The sequence below is a fragment of the Amphritea atlantica genome (assembly GCF_018860855.1).
Lineage (GTDB): Bacteria > Pseudomonadota > Gammaproteobacteria > Pseudomonadales > Balneatricaceae > Amphritea > Amphritea atlantica_A.
The window spans coordinates 1-20,882 of the sequence record NZ_JAHKQE010000045.1 but is presented as its reverse complement, the minus strand read 5'-3'; the positions used below and the strand labels follow the sequence as shown (position 1 = coordinate 20,882).

Below are 20,882 nucleotides of genomic sequence, written 5' to 3'. Positions count from 1 at the left end.
CCTTAGGCGGGCTGTTGTTTGACTAGGCAGGCCTGACGAATAATCATCTTAGCCCTGATGTCGGAGATGACGCTGGGTTGTTTATCAGCATCGGCATGTAGATAACGTTCGCTGAGAGCGTCATCAGGTTGGGGGATTTTCTGTTGAATCGCGGTATTTTTCTGCCCGCTATGATTCCGGGTGACGAAGATAAGTCCGCCCGTATTTAAGCGGTAATCAGAGACATAGCGTATGCCACGACGATATAGGGCTTCGCCTGAGTGCTCATCGGCTCGTTGGTTGTTAGCCGAGCCTGCGATAATAGCTTGTAAACCGGACTCTGAATCGTGCCAAAAATGGAGATCCTGTAGGCCGGTACTGTCCACCTGTTTAAACATGACGGGATCCTCCGTACGCGTTTCAAACCTTGGCACTACCTAGGGTGTTAATGTCTTGTAGAGATAGATTTATGCACTATCTTTGCTGTGTCACGCCCGATTTTTTGGATCGGTTTATTTTTTGAGATACTTTTTGGATAGCACAGGTCGGCGGAAAGTTCAGCTTGGTGAGGGGCTTAGAAAATAGTTTTGCGATGCTTTACTCGCGTACGGAACCTCTTGTTGCAGTGCATTAAATGCTGTTATCACAAGGGTTGGCGTGAGATGACAGAAGAAAATCATGGGCGGGTCTTAGCCGTTATATTTTTTTGTGAAAATATTGCTGCTTGAATAAAACGAAAAGCTTGCTACTTATAAGTACTAAAGTGATTAAAAGTATCTAAAATCTATAAAAATTAAAGAAAATTGAGCTTTTGTCTCTGAACGAGGACGAAACTTGATTCTCGATAAGAGGTGGGAGGCGATAATGTCTTATCCGTGACGTATTACAGCTGCAAAACCCGACTTTATCGGTATAATTCTGTTAATGTTAAATTTTTCCGTGTTAAAGGTTGCTAGTCTGAGTTATGAAAAACCTGCCTGTTATATATCTGCTAAAGCCGCTTAGAAAAGCAGTGCTGGTGTCTATCTGTGGTTTGCTGCCGTTAGGTGTGCAAGCCGATACAGATAATCTAAACCTTGATCAAGAGAGTCTGTTGCTGGCGAGCTTAGGGGACCTTCAACAGAACCAGATGACTGGGGCAATGGATAAATTACGTGCCTTGATAAAAGAACAGCCGGATTTTAGGCTGGCTCAACTGATCTATGCAGACCTGATGGCGGCTCAGGGCGGAACACTCAGTGCCGTAGGTAATAACGGCCACAGTGATAAGAAAACGTTACAGGGGCTGATTTCGGAAGCGCGTGCGCGTATGAGTGTCGACCGTTATAAGCCGGAGTCAGGCACTATTCCTAGCAGTCTGTTGCAGATGTCGCCAAAACAGAAGCATGTCATTGTAATCGATACCAGCCTATCGCGTTTATATCTGTTTGAAAACAACAACGGCGTTCCACAGCTAATGAAGGACTACTATGTCTCTTACGGTCGTGGCGGTGTTGATAAACGCAAGCGTGGTGATCTTAAGACCCCTCTCGGTGTCTATTTTACTACGGGGCGGTTAACCGACGAGCAGCTGCCACCGCGCTATGGTTCTGGCGCACTGCCGATCAATTATCCCAATGCATGGGATCAGCGTCTCGGTAACACGGGTAGCGGCATCTGGGTACATGGTTCACCTAAAGACACTTTTAGTCGCGCGCCACAGGCGAGTGAAGGTTGTCTCTCTCTGAGTAATAATCATTTTACCGAGCTGGATCAAGTAGTCGATTTTACTGACACCCCGGTCTTGATTGGTACTCACTTTGAGTGGCTTGATCCGCAGAGCTGGCAGCAAAAGAGGAAAGCCTTTACTGAGGTTGTCGATAGCTGGCGCAAAGATTGGGAAAGCCGTGATACGGATACCTATCTGGCCCATTATTCAGAGCAGTTTAATAACGGCAAAATGGGCTTCAACCGTTTTGCTCAGCATAAGCGTCGGGTCAATGGCAGTAAGTCGTTTATTGATGTGGATATTGAAAACCTCAGTATTTATCAGCACCCTGATAATCCAGATATGTTTGTTGCCACTTTTATGCAGAACTATAAAAGCGATAACTATAGTGGCAGTAGCCTTAAGCGTCAGTATTGGGTAAATGAGGGCGGCCAGTGGCGAATTGCCTATGAGGGTGACCCGCAGAAGGGTAAGCCCTAAGCTGTATAAGCTTGACCTATAACATTAAAAAACCGCCAATGGCGGTTTTTTAATGTCTGAAAGAGAGCGTTCTCGGTTACAAGGTTGTCTCGGTCAGGATTTTCCAGTGGCCGTTTTCCTGAATCAGAGTTAAAGTTTTGTACACCTCATCTTGATAGGTGTCGGACTGATATTTTTGGCGGAATACTGAGCGAACCCTACCATCACCCGCTTCAGCTAGGGAGATATCTGAGATATCAATCTTGATAAATGCGGGTTTGCTTAAGCGCTGTTGCCGACCCCATACCCACTGTTTGTGAGTGATATGACCTGGATTAGGGGTATAGGTATCAGTATAAAAACGGAGGTAAGCGTTAACATCTTTGGCTGCCCAGGCGGTTGCCCAGTCGCTAATGGTTTGCTGGACCTCAGTTCGAACCGAGTCGCTTAGAACATCATGGACTTTATGTTGAATGGCTGTGTTCATGTCAGCGTTTGCTTGCCCGACAGGAGCCGTTACTGGCTCTGTTACAACCACGTTTGTCGCTTTGGGTTCTGCTGCTATCGGCGTGGGGACGGTGCCTGCCGATTCATCTCGCTCTTCTATCACCAGCTCAATCGGCGTTTTTTTACTAACGCTAGGTTGGACTGAAGGAGCTGGTTTTTGTGTGGTTTTGGTTGTCGGTATCGGTTGCGTGGCGATTTGATGTGTAGTCGATGCTATAACCGTTTGTGTTGGCGTCGGCTGATATATCTGATCTAGAATACCTAGGTTGGCACGAGCAGGTTGCTTGTTGCTGTCTAGATCGAGTGCGCGGTTATAAGCTTGGGTCGCTAAAGCGGAATAAACCGCTTTTAGGTTTGTTTGGACCTGGGCGTAACTCGGATTGGTTTCAAAGGCCTGCAGGAGCAGTTCTACTGCTTTATCATTGTTGCCTTGACGGGCATAAACCACTGCAAGATTGTTGAAAGGTTCCGGTGAGTCGGGGTAAAGATGGCTAAGTTTGCTGAAAATATCGGCCGCTTCATCGAGCTTATTTTGATTGATCAATGAGATGCCGTATAGCAGCCAGCCGTTAGGGTCCTTGGGGTTAGAAACCAGATAGTCATTCACCCGAGTGAAAGCACCTTCAACATCGCCTTTGCTTTGTAGCTTTTTAGCTTGTTTTAACTCGGTGGCCAGTAATTGAGCATTAAACTCAATTTTTTGTCGCAGCTTATCCGATTCCGGTTGGTTCTTTTTTAACGGCATCGGATTCTGGGCTTGTTCCTCATCGGCCATCCAGCGATTTAGTTCATTCAGCTTGGCTTCAATATCGTCCTGATTAGCCTGAAAGGTCTGAGATTTTGTACAGTCATATCCATTTTCAGCACCCGCACTTTGACAGAAACTGTCTTGTTGCGAGGCTGCGCTGACTGAAACAGAGCCGGTTAACACACCTATCGCCAGTGCTAGGGTGAGTTTGCGGGTCTTAGCTAAACGTATTTGTTTGCTACCTTTCTTTGTCATCGGGGAGATCCATTGTGGCATAATCAGGCACTATCGCTTTTTGTAACTTGCGATTATAACTGGAAAAAAGTTATGAGAAAGCCTTCAAAGGTCATATTGGTGAGATAAAAAAACAGCCACCCTTGGGTGACTGTTTTTAGACTTGCATGATTACTTAGCTTTGTTCGCGAGCGATGGCTCGATAAGCGATGTCGTCACGGTAGTAAACTCCGTTCCAATCGATCTGCTTAACCAGCTCGTAAGCGCGTTGCTGTGCTTCGGTAACGCTGTTGCCGAGTGCGGTTGCGCAGAGTACTCGACCACCGTTGGTAACCACTTGGCCATCTTTCATCGCGGTGCCTGCATGGAACACTTTAGTACCCTCTTCAGTGCTCTCTGGTAGGCTGATGGCATCGCCTTTAGTGTAATCGCCTGGGTAGCCGCCAGCGGCCAATACGACGCCTACGGCGCTACGAGTATCCCAGTCAGCGCTGGTTTGATCCAGCTTGCCATCCAGTGCAGCATCGCATAACTCAACGATGCTGGATTTCAGACGCAGCATAATCGGTTGAGTTTCAGGATCACCAAAGCGACAGTTATATTCAATCACTTTCGGTGTGCCATCGGCCATGATCATCAGCCCAGCGTACAGGAAGCCGACGTAAGTGTTACCCTCTTCAGCCATCCCTTTGACGGTGGGTAGAATTACTTCGGCCATAATGCGCTGATCGATCTCAGGCGTAACCACTGGCGCAGGAGAGTAAGCACCCATACCGCCAGTATTTAAACCGGTGTCGCCGTTGCCGGCACGTTTATGGTCTTGGCTGGTGGCCATTGGCAGTACGTTAGTGCCATCAACCATGACGATAAAGCTCGCTTCTTCGCCATCGAGAAACTCTTCGATAACGACGCGGTGACCCGCTTCGCCAAAGGCATTGCCTGCCAGCATGTCCTGTACGGCGTCTTCCGCTTCTTGCAGGGTCATAGCGACAATCACGCCTTTACCTGCGGCTAGACCATCGGCTTTAACGACGATAGGTGCACCCTTTTCGCGTAGATAAGCCAAGGCAGGCTCAATCTCAGTAAAGTTCTGATAGTCGGCGGTAGGTATCTGCTGACGTTCGAGGAAATCTTTGGTGAAGGCTTTTGAACCTTCTAATTGCGCCGCGCCTTTAGAAGGGCCGAAACAACGCAGACCTTCGCTGCTAAAACGATCAACAATGCCTTCAACCAGTGGCGCTTCAGGGCCAACAATGGTTAGTGCAACGGTGTTCTCTTTAGCAAAGGCAACCAGTGCATCCTGATCCATGACGTCGATCGCCACGTTTTCAAGCTTAGGCTCGAGTGCTGTACCGGCGTTACCCGGAGCAACAAATACTTTACTTACCTTGCTGTCTTTCGCAGCATGCCATGCTAATGCGTGTTCGCGACCGCCGGAACCAATAACTAATACGTTCATATCTCTACCTTAATGTTGAAATCGTCCCATAACAAAAGAGCCAGATAAACTGGCTCTTGCTGTCGTCGCTATCCTTAGTGGCGGAAGTGACGCATACCGGTAAAGACCATCGCCATACCGTGCTCATTAGCCGCATCAATGACTTCCTGATCGCGCATTGAACCGCCCGGCTGAATCACCGCTTTGATACCCGCTGCTGCTGCAGAATCGATACCGTCACGGAAGGGGAAGAACGCATCAGAGGCCATAACGGAACCTTTTACTTCCAAGCCTTCATCGGCCGCTTTAATACCCGCGATTCTTGCGCTGTAAACGCGGCTCATCTGGCCTGCGCCTATCCCAATTGTCTGACCATCTTTGGCATAGACAATCGCGTTAGATTTAACAAACTTGGCCACTTCCCAGCAGAACAGCAGATCACGAATCTCTTGTTCGGTTGGCTGTAAGGTGGTGACAACTTTCAGCTCGCTAACATCAACCATGCCTAAATCTTGATCCTGCACCAACAAGCCGCCGTTTACGCGTTTGTAGTCGAATCGTTTAGTGCGTTCAGTCGACCATTCGCCACAGGCTAGCAGACGAACGTTAGGCTTAGCCGCTACGATATCGGATGCTTCTTGCGTGACGGATGGCGCGATAATGACTTCAACAAACTGACGATCAACGATCGCTTTAGCTGTTTCTGTATCTAATTCACGGTTAAAGGCGATAATGCCGCCGAAGGCTGAGGTTGGATCTGTTTGGTAAGCTTTGTTGTAAGCTTCCAATAGGTTGTCGCCAATCGCTACACCACAAGGGTTAGCGTGTTTAACGATCACACAAGCGGGTTCTTTAAACGGTTTAACACATTCCAGCGCAGAGTCGGTATCGGCCACATTGTTGAATGACAGTGCTTTACCCTGTAATTGACGTGCAGTAGAAACACTGGCTTCAGCCGGGTTAGCTTCAACGTAGAAGGCTGCTTTTTGATGTGGGTTCTCGCCGTAACGCATCTCCTGCGCTTTAACAAATTGAGTGTTAAAGGTACGCGGGAAGTCAGCGGGCTCATCAACACTGCCATCGGTGATAGCGCCGAGGTAGTTAGCGATCATGCCATCATAGGCGGCGGTGTGTTCAAACGCCTGTACGGCTAGATCGAAACGGGTTGGGTGAGTCAGGCCCTGGTTGGCGTCTAGCTCGGCAATGATGCGATCATAGTTGTCAGCAGTGACAACGATAGCAACATCTTTATGGTTTTTAGCAGCAGAGCGAACCATGGTCGGTCCACCGATATCGATGTTTTCGATAGCCAATGGCAGATCGCAGTCTGGACGAGCGATGGTTTGCTCGAATGGGTACAGGTTAACCACGACCATATCGATCGGGGTGATGCCATGTTCATTCATAATGGCATCATCAATACCGCGACGACCCAAGATTCCGCCGTGTACTTTGGGGTGTAGGGTCTTAACGCGGCCGTCCATCATTTCCGGGAAACCGGTATAGTCAGATACTTCAATAGCCGGAATATCGTTTTCTTTCAACAGCTTGTATGTGCCGCCAGTGGAAAGGATCTCAACACCGCGCTGGCTAAGTGCTTGGGCGAATTCAACGATACCTGATTTATCAGACACGCTGATCAGTGCGCGACGTACCGGAGTGATTTTCTGCTCTGCCATGGTTTTGTCTTCTGAGTTAAGGTTAAAAAATAGTCGTTTACAGTAAGCCGTACTGCTTTAGCTTTTTACGTAGCGTACCGCGGTTTAAACCGAGCAGCTCGGAGGCTTTAGTTTGATTGTCCCGGGTGTAGGTCATCACGGCTTCAAACAAAGGGGCTTCAATTTCAGCCAGTACCATTTGATACACGTCGGTGACAGGTTGCCCATCTAGCTGGCGAAAGTAGTTATGCATAGATACTTGTACGCTATCTCGCAAAGTGCGTTCCTGCACATCGATGTTTTCTATATGTGTTACTTGTGTATTCAATGTTTTGTTATCCACTTGCATTAACCTAAAAAATTGAACCGTTACTCAGGCAGCAGCGTCTGCTTTACTCGGCACAATGAAAAATGACCGGATCGCGTCTTGCTGAAGTTCGGTTTCTTCTATTTGATTAAACTCTTTTCTGAAACGTTCTGAGTTACTTAACTGCTCTGTGTGCTGACTGTTTTTGAGGTACCAGCCGACATGTTTACGGGCGATGCGTATGCCCGCATAGTCGCCATAAAAACGATACAGTGCAGACAGATGTTCCAATAGCGTATCCCTGACCTCAACGGCGGTCGGGGAGGGTAGCATTTTACCGCTCTTAAGGTAATGACTGATCTCTCGGAAAATCCATGGATTTCCTTGAGCCGTCCGTCCCAGCATAACGGCATCAGCACCGGTGTATTCAAGCACCTGTTGTGCTTTTAGCGGGCTATTAATATCGCCGTTGGCAAACAGAGGAATATCGATTGATTGACGAATTCGGGCAATCGTATCGTATTCTGCTTCGCCCTTATAACCGCAGGCCCGTGTCCGACCATGGACAGCGAGTGCTTGGATACCCGCGTCTTCAGCGATGCGCGCAATGGTTTCACCGTTACGATTGTCGGTATCCCAACCGGTACGGATCTTCAATGTAACCGGCAAATCAACGGCGGATACTGTTGCCTGAAGGATCTCTCTAACCAGTGTTTCATCTTTCAATAGGGCGGAACCGGCGGCCTTGTTACAGACTTTTTTGGCGGGACAACCCATATTGATATCGATGATATGTGCGCCATTAGCCGCATTGGCTCTGGCAGCTTCGGCCATCATCTCAGGATCACCACCGGCAATCTGAACAACGTTTAGACTGCTATCAGCATCTTGCTGTAAACGGTAACTGGATTTTCGGCTGTTCCATAGCCGTGTATCAGAGGTGACCATTTCGGAAACCACCATGCCCGCCCCCAGTTGTGTACACAACCGGCGAAATGGCAGGTCGGTTACACCGGCCATCGGTGCCAGAATAACCTGACTATCAATGGTGTGCTGTCCGATTTGAAACATGGCCAACCCCGAATTTAGAGAAATAGCTGCCTGTGATTATCAAAAAGATAACCCCGGAACCGCTGTTTGGAAGGCGGACAATCATACTCTTTCGCAGGGAGAGGGCCAAGGGTTTTTTGATGGTTTTTTGATCATATTGTTGTTGCAAAATGTGTTACATAATGATCAGAAAGGGACAGGTAAGTGGGCTTGAGTGCTGATTTTTAGCCGTGGTTACGTGATGTGACGGTTATTTGAATGGCCTGTTCTACTTGAGCGGTTTTTGCAGCATGGCCTCATAGCTGGTTGCTCTGCGACCGGGATCAAGCAGTTCAAATTCAATCTGTACCGGGCGTTTGGCGGGCATGTCGATCATCTGGGTTGAGTTCAAATAATCGCGGGGCTGAAAAACACGCTGGCTAATGGTTTGTCCGAGTCGGTCAGAAAATGATAGTAGAATAGCGGGGTAGGGTTGTGCCCTCTCCGCTTGGTTTTCCAGTAGCAGATGAACCATCAAGACGCCCTGATAATCTGGATGTTGCCGGACAACGAGTTGGCGGGTGATTATTTGCTCGAGCATGATCGGTGTGTCGAGATCGCAGGGCAGGTATTGGCAGGCGTATTGATATGCGGGAGAGAGCTCTGGGTAATGGCTGAGTAACTGGCGGTTAAACCAGAGATACTGACCGATGAGTAGTAATACCGCGATAAGGGACAGTGCTGTCCATCCATGCTGCGACGCTATTTTTTCTTGGCGGCTAATAACAATGGGTTCAGCGCGAAAATCGGTTAAATGGGACGATGATGCTTTCGTGGCGCGAAGATCCGCTTCTGTTTCCACTGGTTTAATGACAAAGGTTGCTGAGTTGGTTTGTCGCGCTGTGCCAGATATGTCAGGAGCGTCGTCTGGTTGAGTCGTTTGCAGTATATTGCTGACAGGCTGTTCTAAATCTTCTATCGAGGCGTTCTGGCTAATCGACTCAGGGATATCCGTTTCTGCACCCCAAATAAGGTCGTCGTGTGATGGAGGTAGTTGCGGATGAATTGGCTTTATGTCAGCCGCTGGATAGCGCTTATCGATTGCTGCGTTGGATTCCGACGTAAAGTTGGGTACGTCGATCTGATCAAATAAGGGATCATTATTGAAAGGGTCAGAGAGAAGGTCATTAATAAGAGCCTCATCATTAACCTGGTCGTTAGCGAGAGGGTCAATATCAAAAAGCTCATCGCTGCTGAGTTCTTCGCTGCTCGGAGTGTTATTGAAAGCATCAACGTATGGTTGATCGGCGTCATCTAGCAGATCAGGGACTAAGTTTGTTAATGGATCAGTGACATCATCACAGCGGTAGAGCTCTGCATTAAATACTTCGAGGCATTCGCCACAACGCACCTTGCCATGGGCTATTTTTAATTGCCCTGGTGTGACCTGAAACCGTGTAGTACAGGCCGGACACTCAGTGATGATGTTGTGGCTTATCATAAAATGACGTTACCGTTTAAGACCGGTAATTCGGATCCAACCCTCTTTTTCGGTCACCGGGTCAAGATCAAAATCTTGGCTATAAGCCGCCCGAAGTTCCTCTTCTTGGTCGGCTAGCAAGCCGGATAGAATTAACTGTCCGCCAGATTTGCACAGTGAAGTGAGGGTGGGTGCAAGTTGAACCAACGGTCCTGCAAGGATGTTAGCAACCACCAGATCAGCTTGATCTTGAGGGGCTTTTTCAGGGAAGTAAACCTGTAGCCGATCTTTAGATAGATGGTTACGTTGCAGGTTATCGAGACTGGCATCCAGCGCTTGTGGGTCAATATCCACCGCGGTTACATGTTCGGCGCCTAACAACAGTGAAGCTATCCCAAGGATGCCTGAGCCGCAGCCGTAATCGACCACTTGCTTGCCATCTAATGTTAGGGAGTCCAGAAACTCTAAACAGAGCGCCGTGGTTGGGTGGGTACCGGTACCAAATGCCAATCCAGGGTCAAGTAGCAGGTTGACCGCATCTGGTTCTGGCGCTGCTTTCCAGCTCGGGCAGACCCAAAGACGCTGGCCAAACTTCATAGGATGATAATTATCCATCCACTCTCTTTCCCAGTCTTTATCTTCGACGATTTCGGTTTTCATTGGCGGAAAGGGCGTATTCGGAAAGAGTTGTCTGTGGGACTCTTTTAAGAAGGCCTGAGTGGCTTCCAGATCATGATCCGCAGAAAACAATCCAGTCAGTACGGTGTTGTTCCATAAAGGGGTGGTGCCCAGATCTGGCTCAAAGATCGGTGTATCTTCTTTGTCCTGCAGGGTGACGGCAGCGCAGCCGGACGCGAGCAGCAGGTCTTCATACTGTTCGGCGTTATCTGGCAGTACATCCAGTTTGATCTGTAACCAGGGCATGATGTTTTCCTTATAACCTACGATATCTATTCTTTATAACAAGAGGATCAAACGAAAAAAAGCCTCCATTGGGAGGCTTTTCTCTGAGAGGTTGAGATTTTAAGCTCAGTCTAGACCCAGTTTCTTTTCCAAATAATGGATATTAACACCGCCTTCAGCGAAGTTAGTGTCGCGCACAATGATTTGGTGTAACGGGATATTACAACGAATACCTTCTACTACCATCTCGTCCAGCGCAATTTCCATTCTGCGTAAAGCCGTTTGCCGATCTTCACCATAAGTAATCAGCTTCGCAATGAGTGAGTCATAGTGAGGAGGAACGGTATAGCCATTATACAGATGCGAATCAACCCGTACGCCAATACCACCGGGTGCATGGAAGTGACTAACAGTGCCAGGGCACGGCATAAAGGTTTTAGGGTCTTCAGCATTGATGCGGCACTCGATGGAGTGGCCTAGCAGTTTCACATCTTCCTGTTTGAACGACAATGGCATGCCAGAAGCGATGCGCAGCTGCTCTTTAACAATATCGATACCGGTAACCATCTCTGACACGGGGTGTTCAACCTGAACGCGGGTGTTCATTTCGATAAAGTAAAAACGGCCATCTTCGTACAGAAATTCGAAAGTACCGGCGCCGCGATAGTTAATCGCAAGACAGGCATCAACGCAACTCTTGAGTACTTCGGCGCGAGCGGCTGGATCGATATCAGGTGCCGGCGCTTCTTCAACCACTTTTTGGTGACGGCGCTGCATAGAGCAATCGCGGTCATACAGATGGATCGCATGACCCTGTCCGTCGGATAGTACCTGAACTTCAACATGGCGAGGGTTCTCGAGGAACTTCTCCATGTATACGGTTTCGTCGCCGAAAGAGGATTTTGCTTCCGCTTTAGTGACGTATACCGCGTTCAGCAAGCTCGCTTCGCTATGGACAACCCGCATACCGCGTCCACCACCACCGGCAGCTGCTTTGATAATGACGGGATAACCGATTCGGCGTGCAATCTCGATAACTTTGTCGCCATCTTCCGGCAGTTCGCCGTCAGAGCCAGGTACGGTTGGTACACCGGCTTTTTGCATCGCTTCAATCGCGGCAACTTTATCGCCCATGATGCGGATGGTTTCCGCTTTAGGGCCGATAAAGGCAAAGCCGCTTTGTTCAACGCGTTCTGCAAAATCGGCATTTTCAGCTAAGAAGCCGTAGCCTGGGTGGATACCCATTGCGTCAGTCACTTCGGCCGCCGCAATGATAGCGGGAATGTTTAGATAGCTTTGTGCCGACGCTGGTGGTCCGATACATACGGCTTCATCTGCGAGACGAACATGCATCAGATCACGATCCGCAGTGGAGTGGATCGCAACCGTTTTGATGCCGAGTTCTTTACAGGCCCGGAGGATACGCAGTGCGATCTCTCCGCGGTTGGCAATAACAACTTTTTCTAGCATGTTGAGAACCTGTCTGGTGGATAGCTTAAACGATGATTACCAGTGGCTGATCAAACTCAACCGGCTGGCCGTCTTCTACCATAATGGCTTCGACAACACCGGAGCGGTCAGCTTCGATCTGGTTCATCATCTTCATGGCTTCAACGATGCAGATGGGGTCACCCTCTTTGACTGTCTGGCCGACTTCAACGAATGACGCAGAGCTAGGGGACGGTGAACGGTAGAACGTACCAACCATAGGAGACAGAACGGCTTGACCATTGTAGGCAGGTGCGGCTGCAGCTACAGGAGCTGCCGGTGCAGCGACAGGCGCAGCAACCGGTGCTGGAGCGGCTGCAACAGGTGCGGGTGCTGCAACAACAGTAGCGCCACGGCTGATACGTACAGACTCTTCGCCTTCTTTGATCTCAATCTCGTTGATGTTGGATTCTTCCAACAGTTCAATCAGTTTTTTTACTTTGCGAATATCCATACTAATGAAATTCTCTATCAATTCAGATGTTAAAGTTTTTCAACCCGGCTGATGGCGGATTGTAATGCAAATTCATAACCTTGGACGCCCAGTCCGCAGATAACGCCCACTGCCACATCGGAAAGATAGGAGTGATGGCGAAATGATTCGCGGGCATGCACATTGGAGATGTGGATCTCTATAAAAGGGATAGCCACGCCCAATAGCGCATCACGCAAGGCAACACTCGTATGAGTGAATGCCGCTGGGTTAATCAATATAAAATCCACCTGTTCGACACGGGCCTGGTGGATCCGTTCAATCAGTACATGCTCGGCGTTACTTTGCAGGCACTCAATTTGGTGACCCGCTTGCTGAGCAAGGGTGGTAAGGCGTTGGTTAATGTCCTGCAATGTCGCAGCGCCATAAACCTCAGGCTCGCGCGTGCCGAGCAGATTTAGGTTAGGGCCGTTGAGCAGCAGTATTTTAGCCATTAATAAAGCCTTTTAAGACGTACACTTACGTCCGATGGATATAAAAGTGGGTAGTTTGCCGGAAAAGCCAAACAGTGTAAACCGCTTTACTACTTATTGTGTTTTATCATCAGTTTTGCCGACGTTGTGCTTGGTTTCTGATCAATATCTGCTTTAGGTTCGGCTATTTGATAGTGCTGTTAGCGCTTTTTATGTGCCTGAACCGTCGATTAACGAAGGCTTGTTTCAGTGCTTGAATAAATACCGCTGCAATCAGTGTAGTATAATGATCAATTATTTACAGTGCACCGGCATTGACCCTATCAGTCAAATCGGACATATTGCGGTGCAATAAGAAGCGCTTTTACGTTAAAGGAAATACCATGGATATGTTACAGCGGTTGTGGTTCTCATGCTGGGATAAACTAACAGGCACAGTGGGCCGCGTGAAACTTTTGCGGCCGGTGTTAGTTATTCTCGGTCTGTATTTAGTGGTGAGTGTCGGCGTGGGTATTTGGTGGAGCCAAGAGCCCGAACCATTTGATATTCAACCGGTTGTAGTACAGGCGGCCGATGGGACAGAACATAAAATTATCGGTTCCGCGACGGTCTCAACGCTGATTAAAATTACCGATACATTGTTACAAAAGCAGGGCGGTTATCTGTCTAACGATCGCCTGCCACCGGGTATCTGGTTAGATAATATACCGAACTGGGAGTTTGGCGTATTGGTTCAGGCGCGGGACATGTCTCGGGCCATGCGTAAAGATTTTAGTCGTTCACAGTCGCAATCCACTGAAGATGTGGATCTAAAAGCCGCTGAGCCTTTATTGCATTTTGATAGCGATAGTTGGGTGTTGCCTTCTAGTGAGGGAGAGTATTCCCGAGCGTTGAAGCATCTACGGGCCTATGAAGTGCGTTTGGCTGACCCTCAGCAGCAGGATGCGCAGTTTTATTCCCGGGCTGATAACCTGCGCGGCTGGTTGGCGGATGTATCCACTCGGTTGGGTAGTTTGTCTCAGCGTCTGAGTGCGAGTGTTGGGCAAAAACGGGTAAATACCGATTTGGCGGGCGAGTCTAGTGCGCGTCAGTCCACCGATAATGCCGGGGACCGAGAGGTGAAAACCGGTTTCCTCGAGATTGATGATGTCTTTTATGAAGCGCGCGGTACGGCTTGGGCGTTGATTCATCTACTGCAAGCGGTTGAAGTTGATTTTGCCGATGCGTTGGAAAAGAAAAATGCGTTGATCAGCCTGCGTCAAATTATTCGAGAGCTGGAGGCGACACAGGGCGCCGTTTGGACGCCGATGATTTTGAATGGCAGTGAGTTTGGTTTGCTTGCTAATCACTCATTGGTGATGGCTTCTTATATTTCCCGTGCGAATGCTGCGATTATTGATCTGCGTACCTTGCTAGAACAAGGTTAATGGATGTTTGAGATAAACTGCCAATAGCGTGTTAGCGTAAAATGCGTTTAGTAAGAAGGGAAGCCGAATGATCCGAGTTGTCTTTAATCAGAAGGGTGGTGTAGGTAAATCCAGTATCAGTACCAACCTTGCCGCCATTAGCGCGAGTCAGGGGAAGCGAACGCTGGTGGTTGATCTGGATTCACAATGCAACACCAGCCACTATTTGCTTGGCGATCAGGTGAACGAGACGGTTGGCGATATCAAAGACTTCTTTGAGCAGATGTTGAGCTTTCAGGTACGGCCTAAAGAGATCACCGAGTTTATTCATGGGACCGCCTATGAAAACCTAGATCTGTTGCCCTCAAGCCCAGAGCTGGGTGATCTGCATGCCAAGCTGGAAGCGAAACATAAGATCTATAAATTGCGTGATGCTCTGCTGAATCTAGATCAGTATGATGCGATCTATATTGATACGCCGCCGGCGTTTAATTTTTATACCTTATCAGCGCTCTGTGTGGCGGATAGTTGTTTGATTCCATTTGACTGTGATGAGTTCTCCCGTCAGGCGTTGTATAGCTTGATGTACAACGTCCAGGAGACGCAGCAGGATCATAATGACAAATTAACTATCGAAGGGATTGTGGTTAATCAGTATCAACCTCGGGCGAATGCCTCTATCAGTATTGTTGAAATGCTTAAAGAGGATAATCTACCGGTGCTGAATGCGAAACTCTCCTCATCGGTCAAGATGAAAGAGTCACATAATGCCTGTGTGCCTTTGGTTCATTTTGCGCCAAAGCATAAACTCACACTGGAATATCTGGCGCTGTATGACGAATTAAGCGACTGATACTCTCCCTGCTTTATTGTCACTGGATAGGCGTGTCTTTGATGCGTCTTTTTGGTGCAGTTCTCCTGCGTTATGGCTTAAACTGGCTGGCTGATTACGCCTCTCCCTATTTTGTGACGTCCATCTAAGACATTCTGTCTAGCTCAAGGTATTATGTTTTAAATTTTCATTTTCAGGCTCAGTGCGATGGTGTGTCCATCGGTTGACGCTTTCGTTTTCCGTCGCTTTAAAAAGAGACTTCAGTATGCGTATACACGAAATTAATCACCCTTTAGTTAAACATAAGATTAGTCTGATGCGGGCTGCGGATATCAGCACCCGAGCGTTTCGTCAGCTAGCGGCAGAGGTCGGTGCTTTGTTGACCTATGAAGCGACGAAAGACCTGAAAACAGAAAGCTATCAGTTTGAAGGCTGGTGCGGTGAGATGACCGGCGAACAGATTAAAGGCAAAAAGGTCACTGTTGTGCCTATTTTGCGGGCGGGTATCGGTATGCTCGATGGTGTTCTGGACCTAATTCCTAGTGCCAAAATCAGTGTGGTTGGCTTGTATCGTGATGAAGAAACGCTGCAGCCGGTGACCTATTTTGAACGCTTGACCAGTGATATGGAAGAGCGATTGGCATTAGTGATTGATCCGATGTTGGCAACCGGTGGTTCCATGAATGCGACCATCGCCATGTTAAAACAGTCCGGTTGTCAGGATATTAAAGCACTGGTGTTAGTGGCTGCACCTGAAGGTATCAAAGCGGTAAATGATGCGCATCCTGATGTTGAGTTGTATACCGCAGCGATCGATAGTCACCTCAATGAGAATGGTTATATTATTCCGGGCTTGGGCGATGCCGGTGATAAAATTTTTGGCACTAAATAAAGGGTTTTCTTATGACTGGAAAGGTAAACGAGACTCTGGACGGTAGCGAGGCCCTTTGGCGTACGGTACTGGCGGGTTCACAAATGTTGTTTGTCGCCTTTGGTGCGCTGGTGCTGATGCCATTGCTCACAGGTATGGATCCTAGCGTAGCACTGTTTACTGCGGGCTTGGGAACGTTGTTGTTTCAGTTTGTAACGAAGCGTCAGGTGCCGGTCTTTTTGGCATCCTCTTTCGCTTTTATCGCGCCGATTATCTATAGCACCAGTACTTGGGGCATGCCTGCCACCATGGGAGCGCTATTTTGTGCTGGATTGGTCTATATGCTGTTGGCGCTGGCGGTGAAATTTCGCGGTGTTGGCTTTTTACATCGTTTACTACCACCGGTAGTTGTCGGTCCCGTTATTATGGTTATCGGCTTAGGGCTGGCGCCAGTGGCGGTCAATATGGCGATGGGTAAAGCAGGGGATGGCAGTATCGAGCTGTTTCCCTATATCGATTCGATGATTGTTTCGATGTCGGCACTGGCCACAACGCTATTGGTAGCCACTCTAGGCAAAGGTATCTTCCGTTTACTGCCGATTATGGCTGGGGTGGTGGTTGGTTATCTGATGGCCAACTTCTTCGGTATGGTGAATTATCAGATCGTTGCCGATGCTGCCTTTCTTGCCGTGCCTGCGTTCGTTTTGCCAGAGCTTAACTGGCAAGCAATTCTGTTTATGATTCCCGTGGCGATTGCACCAGCCGTTGAGCATGTGGGGGATGTCTTGGCCATTGGTCATGTGACCGGCAAAGATTACATCAAAAAGCCCGGTTTGCACCGTACACTGTTTGGCGATGGTTTGGCTACGTCGGCGGCGGCACTGTTTGGTGGCCCACCGAACACCACTTATTCAGAGGTAACCGGTGCGGTCATGTTAACCCGCTCGTTTAATCCGATGATCATGATATGGGCGGCGGTCTTTGCTATCTTGCTGGCCTTTGTTGCTAAGTTTGGTATTTTGCTGCAAACCATTCCATCCCCTGTGATGGGCGGTATTCTGATTCTGTTGTTCGGTTCCATTGCGGCGGTGGGTTTGAATACATTGATTAAGGCACGTGTTGATCTGGCCGAGCAGCGTAACCTTGTGATCGTAGCGACCACGCTGGTGTTTGGCATCGGCGGCATGGTGGTCGGTCAGGGCGAATTCAGTATGCAGGGTGTCAGCCTATGTGGTGTTGTCGCTATTCTGCTTAACCTGTTATTACCAGGGCATAAGCCGATGGCTGATGATCTACATGAAGAGCAGAACGTTGTCGATGATTTGATCGATCATGTGAAATGATCCATTTTAACGGCTAATTTGGTACTCGATAGACGGGTCGAATTAAACGTAATAGAAAACCGGCGCGAGTCGGTTTTTTTGTCAATATCATGGCTATAGGGGTATTCCCTTATTTTGTGATTGAAATTTGACGCCAATAATGGAACACTGTGGGCTGATTTTAAGAGGATAAACGCGATATGAAGATTAACAGTTTTGGTGTAGTCGGTGCTGGCCAGATGGGTGGTGGTATTGCTCAGGTAGCTGCCTGTTCTGGTTTCGACGTAGTGTTGTATGATCTGAATGATCCCGCTTTGGAACGAGGCATTAAGGCCATCAGTTCCAGTTTGGCGCGGATGGTGAATAAAGAGAAGCTGACGCAGGCGGAAGCGGATCAGGCGCTGGCACGTATCAAACTGACAACTGATATGGCGGATATGGCTGCAACCGGTATCGTAGTAGAAGCGGCCAGTGAAGATGAAGAGATTAAAAAAACCATCTTCCGTAAGCTCGATGAAGTCTGCCAGCCAGAGACGATTCTGGCGACTAACACCTCATCTATCTCTATTACGCGTTTGGCGGCGGTGACTTCCCGTCCGGGTAAAGTGATCGGTATGCACTTTATGAACCCCGTACCGATGATGCAGTTAGTGGAAATCATCCGCGCGCTGCAAACCGATGATGCGGTGTTCGATGCGGTACAGCAGTTGTCACTAGACATGAGCAAAGTGCCGGTGGATGTTAAAGATGCGCCGGGTTTTGTTTCTAACCGTATTCTGATGCCGATGATCAATGAAGCTGTGTTTTGCCGATATGAGAATCTGGCAACCGCAGAAGAGATCGACACCGTGATGAAGCTAGGGATGAGCCACCCGATGGGGCCATTGGCGCTGGCGGATCTGATTGGTCTGGACACCTGTTTGAGCATTATGAATGTGCTCTATGATAACTTTAAAGATTCCAAATACCGTCCTTGCCCATTGCTGGTACAGATGGTGGATGCCGGTTATATGGGCCGTAAGAGCGGCCGCGGGTTTTACACTTACGACTGAGCTTAGCGATATCAGCGAGTAGGCTGAGAGATAGAAAATCAAAAGGCCGATGTGTATACATGGGCCTTTTGGGTTGACCACGACACAGCATGATTTGAAATTTTCAAGGAAAGGGCGCGCTTAGTTTTCGTGCTTGCCTGTTTATTCGGTTGGTGATATTTTGATCAACAATAAAATCAATAAGTTATTGATTTGGTTTACAGGTTTATAGACCACTCATCACCGAAATAGTGTGCACGCACGCTTTTCTGGAAAGGAATCAGCAAACTATGGAAGGTTTCAGAATGAAATCAGTTGCTTACCAGCAGAAGCCCGGCGAGTTCTCACCAGAATATCAGGCACGCACACGAACAAGCTGTTAGGCCAATTTCGAATACAGGGACATCTAAATGAACTTAGAGTTATTCCTCAACGCATTACCTCAGGTGGCTGCTAGTCCTTACGCATTAATTGGCTATGTCGTAGTGGCTATTGTTTGGGGGATAAGTCTTTGGAGAAATCGCAAATTAAAAATTATTGGAGACCGGCTTGAGCAACTTCCTGAAAAGGATCGAATCAAGGCTTTAGAGTTAGAGTATCGCCTTCTTCCCAAAGGAGGGCTGGATTCAGAATCATTCCTTAAGTTTAGTAGCAAGCAAAACAACATGTTAATTATCTTGGTGGCTATAGCTGCGATTGTTTTAATTGTCAGCTTGGCAATTTATAAGTCAGTTGAAGATTCCAAGCTAGCTGCTGCCGTTGATACTCTAACAGTTGCTTTAAACGTCACGAAAATGGGAAAAGACTCAGCAGAAAACAATGAATTCGTAAAAGCAGCAGGAATACTTGAGTCTGTTCTTGAGTTACATCCTTCGGCCGCCGGCTTTATCAACCTTGGATATGTTTACGAGGAAGTGTCGAATACTGACTCGGCTTTACTGTCTTATGAAAAAGCCCTTTCTTTAGATCCTAAAAACCCTGAGATATTGAACGCCATAGGCTATTTGCATAAAGACTTAGGGAAATTTGATGAAGCTAAGAGCGTATTAAACGCTGCTTTAGCTAATTCTGAAGAGGGTAGTGAAATTTGGTTTATGGTCATGGCAAACCTCGGCAATGTCGAGTACGAAATTGGCAGAGAAACAAATGATATAGAGGAAAGAAGAGCACGATCAGAGACGGCTATAGAAAAATATTTCCTTCCTGCTATGAAATATAAGGGTATTGTAAAGAATAGAGATTTTGTTGCGAAAACGTTAGCAAACATTGGGAATTGCTATAAGGACATTGAGGATTTTGACTCTGCGGAGAACTATCTGATAGAGGCACTAAGTATCAAGCGTAAGATTGCAGCTAGTAGGTCTCTCGCAGATACCTTGGTTAATATGGCAGATCTTTTATTAAAGAGAGGAAAATATTCTGATGCTAAACCATTTTTACTTGAAGCCATCGGAATTTTCTCAATAACTGGGAATGAACTCGGCCTTGGAGCAGGATATTTCAATTTAGGAGATATTCACTGGGCGGCTGGTGAGGCTGAAGAGGCAAAAAAGTATTACCAAAGATCCTCTGATTCATTTTTAATATCTAGCTTAGGGGGCGAATATGGAAAAGCTCCAAGGAGAAGACTTCAAAGAATGGCTAAGAATGATATACCAGAATTTGTATTAAAATCTTGGAGTGTTCTAGGCCTAACAAGTCAAAGCACGCGGACGCAGTAAACTGCGCCGGTGTTTGAGGCGTTAGTTGCTCACGGAGAGCCCATGGAATCAGAGTTTGATCGGCTTATAAAGTTTTCTCGTTCGTTCGATTACGAGCATGACAATGATCGTGAAATCGTTATTGTTGGCTGTGCCTACATCGAAAGCTTGATCAAGGAAATTATCGAGGCTACTTTCATCGATGACCCTAAAGAGGCCAGGGCCCTCTTGAGTGACTCTACGGGGTCTCTTTCTGGGTTGGTTCCAAGGGCAAGGCTGCTCTATCTGCTTGGGGTGATTCCTGAACCGGTTTACAAGGACATTAAAACAGTTGGCAAAATCAGAAATGAGTTTGCTCATAAAGTATCTGCGTCATTCTTCGACAATAGAGTTCAACAGCTCTGCGGAAATCTTGAATGGCATGTGCAGAGCCTTTTTATGAAGCCGCCGCAGGAAGCTACGGCTAGAGATATTTATCAGGTTGGAGTCAATCAACTGGTTTCGCATCTTGGGGCGTTGCCCGGGTTTCAGAGGTTCAACCGTGAGTGAAGCAACTAACCATGGCAGTCGCAGCGACGGTTTTTACATTGCGGCTTCGCCTCCATTCCAAAACCGAGCGTGCTGAGAGGCGTCAAAGAGGCTAAGGAGGAAGCATGCCATATCCAGATCGATCTGGTGCCAAGGCACGGAAGAAGTTGGTGGGGCAGTTATTGCTACGATGTAGGCGCAAGTAAAAGCCTCTTCTAAAATCACTATCCTCGCACAAGTCATAAGCTGCATAGCACTGGTAATTGCAGCTGGATCGCTCTATTTCTCTTATCAAGACGCCAATGACGATGCTGTAGTGGCATAGTGAGTTTGGCCACCTAATTAGAG

At 47.8% G+C, this 20,882-nt stretch carries 19 protein-coding genes; 8 read left to right on the top strand and 11 right to left on the bottom strand.

What is annotated here, in order from left to right:
* Positions 1-2 precede the first annotated feature (2 nt).
* Positions 3-377 (bottom strand): hypothetical protein, encoded by a 375-nt coding sequence (locus KO512_RS18900; protein ID WP_215953877.1) that lies wholly within the window; start codon positions 375-377, stop codon positions 3-5.
* A gap of 566 nt (positions 378-943) precedes the next feature.
* Between KO512_RS18900 and KO512_RS18895 the strand changes: the two genes are divergently transcribed.
* Complete coding sequence (locus KO512_RS18895; RefSeq protein ID WP_215953876.1) at positions 944-2,167, top strand: L,D-transpeptidase family protein; 1,224 nt, start codon at positions 944-946, stop codon at positions 2,165-2,167.
* A gap of 76 nt (positions 2,168-2,243) precedes the next feature.
* On the opposite strand, the gene KO512_RS18890 is transcribed toward KO512_RS18895, so the two are convergent.
* From KO512_RS18890 to aroQ, 10 genes are all read right to left on the bottom strand, one after another.
* Positions 2,244-3,656: a L,D-transpeptidase Cds6 family protein gene (locus tag KO512_RS18890; RefSeq protein WP_215953875.1), complete on the bottom strand. Its 1,413-nt coding sequence runs from the start codon at positions 3,654-3,656 to the stop codon at positions 2,244-2,246.
* Between the two features lie 154 nt (positions 3,657-3,810).
* Positions 3,811-5,094 carry a phosphoribosylamine--glycine ligase gene (gene purD, locus KO512_RS18885; RefSeq protein WP_215953874.1) on the bottom strand — a complete coding sequence of 428 codons (1,284 nt, stop codon included), beginning with the start codon at positions 5,092-5,094 and terminating at the stop codon, positions 3,811-3,813.
* 74 nt (positions 5,095-5,168) lie between these two features.
* Positions 5,169-6,752 carry a bifunctional phosphoribosylaminoimidazolecarboxamide formyltransferase/IMP cyclohydrolase gene (gene purH / locus KO512_RS18880; RefSeq protein ID WP_215953873.1) on the bottom strand — a complete coding sequence of 528 codons (1,584 nt, stop codon included), beginning with the start codon at positions 6,750-6,752 and terminating at the stop codon, positions 5,169-5,171.
* Positions 6,753-6,789: 37 nt separating this feature from the next.
* Positions 6,790-7,080, bottom strand: a complete 291-nt coding sequence (gene fis / locus KO512_RS18875; RefSeq protein WP_126158370.1) for a DNA-binding transcriptional regulator Fis — start codon at positions 7,078-7,080, stop codon at positions 6,790-6,792.
* Positions 7,081-7,104: 24 nt separating this feature from the next.
* Positions 7,105-8,109: a tRNA dihydrouridine synthase DusB gene (gene dusB, locus KO512_RS18870; protein ID WP_215953872.1), complete on the bottom strand. Its 1,005-nt coding sequence runs from the start codon at positions 8,107-8,109 to the stop codon at positions 7,105-7,107.
* Positions 8,110-8,356: 247 nt separating this feature from the next.
* A complete protein-coding gene (locus tag KO512_RS18865; RefSeq protein ID WP_215953871.1) occupies positions 8,357-9,568 on the bottom strand; it encodes a zinc-ribbon and DUF3426 domain-containing protein in 1,212 nt (403 codons plus the stop codon).
* Between the two features lie 9 nt (positions 9,569-9,577).
* Complete coding sequence (gene prmA / locus KO512_RS18860; protein WP_215953870.1) at positions 9,578-10,471, bottom strand: 50S ribosomal protein L11 methyltransferase; 894 nt, start codon at positions 10,469-10,471, stop codon at positions 9,578-9,580.
* A 105-nt stretch (positions 10,472-10,576) separates the two neighbouring features.
* Complete coding sequence (accC, locus tag KO512_RS18855) at positions 10,577-11,920, bottom strand: acetyl-CoA carboxylase biotin carboxylase subunit (protein WP_215953869.1); 1,344 nt, start codon at positions 11,918-11,920, stop codon at positions 10,577-10,579.
* Between the two features lie 25 nt (positions 11,921-11,945).
* The gene (gene accB, locus KO512_RS18850) at positions 11,946-12,392 is read right to left on the bottom strand and encodes an acetyl-CoA carboxylase biotin carboxyl carrier protein (RefSeq protein WP_215953868.1); all 447 of its coding nucleotides are present in this window, start codon (positions 12,390-12,392) and stop codon (positions 11,946-11,948) included.
* A gap of 29 nt (positions 12,393-12,421) precedes the next feature.
* Positions 12,422-12,865: a type II 3-dehydroquinate dehydratase gene (gene aroQ, locus KO512_RS18845; RefSeq protein ID WP_126158376.1), complete on the bottom strand. Its 444-nt coding sequence runs from the start codon at positions 12,863-12,865 to the stop codon at positions 12,422-12,424.
* 362 nt (positions 12,866-13,227) lie between these two features.
* Here aroQ and KO512_RS18840 point away from each other — a divergent pair, with 362 nt between their 5' ends.
* The 7 genes from KO512_RS18840 to KO512_RS18810 all read left to right on the top strand — a co-directional run bounded on the left by KO512_RS18840 (position 13,228) and on the right by KO512_RS18810 (position 20,555).
* A complete protein-coding gene (locus KO512_RS18840; RefSeq protein WP_215953867.1) occupies positions 13,228-14,271 on the top strand; it encodes a DUF2333 family protein in 1,044 nt (347 codons plus the stop codon).
* Positions 14,272-14,338: 67 nt separating this feature from the next.
* The gene (locus KO512_RS18835; protein WP_215953866.1) at positions 14,339-15,103 is read left to right on the top strand and encodes a ParA family protein; all 765 of its coding nucleotides are present in this window, start codon (positions 14,339-14,341) and stop codon (positions 15,101-15,103) included.
* A 244-nt stretch (positions 15,104-15,347) separates the two neighbouring features.
* Positions 15,348-15,974, top strand: coding sequence for a uracil phosphoribosyltransferase (gene upp, locus KO512_RS18830; RefSeq protein WP_215953865.1), 627 nt, complete (start codon positions 15,348-15,350; stop codon positions 15,972-15,974).
* An 11-nt stretch (positions 15,975-15,985) separates the two neighbouring features.
* Positions 15,986-17,296, top strand: coding sequence for a uracil-xanthine permease family protein (locus tag KO512_RS18825; protein ID WP_215953864.1), 1,311 nt, complete (start codon positions 15,986-15,988; stop codon positions 17,294-17,296).
* Between the two features lie 179 nt (positions 17,297-17,475).
* Complete coding sequence (locus KO512_RS18820; protein ID WP_215953863.1) at positions 17,476-18,327, top strand: 3-hydroxybutyryl-CoA dehydrogenase; 852 nt, start codon at positions 17,476-17,478, stop codon at positions 18,325-18,327.
* Between the two features lie 389 nt (positions 18,328-18,716).
* The gene (locus KO512_RS18815) at positions 18,717-20,027 is read left to right on the top strand and encodes a tetratricopeptide repeat protein (RefSeq protein ID WP_215953862.1); all 1,311 of its coding nucleotides are present in this window, start codon (positions 18,717-18,719) and stop codon (positions 20,025-20,027) included.
* Positions 20,028-20,069: 42 nt separating this feature from the next.
* Positions 20,070-20,555, top strand: coding sequence for an MltR family transcriptional regulator (locus tag KO512_RS18810; RefSeq protein ID WP_215953861.1), 486 nt, complete (start codon positions 20,070-20,072; stop codon positions 20,553-20,555).
* Positions 20,556-20,882: the final 327 nt, after the last annotated feature.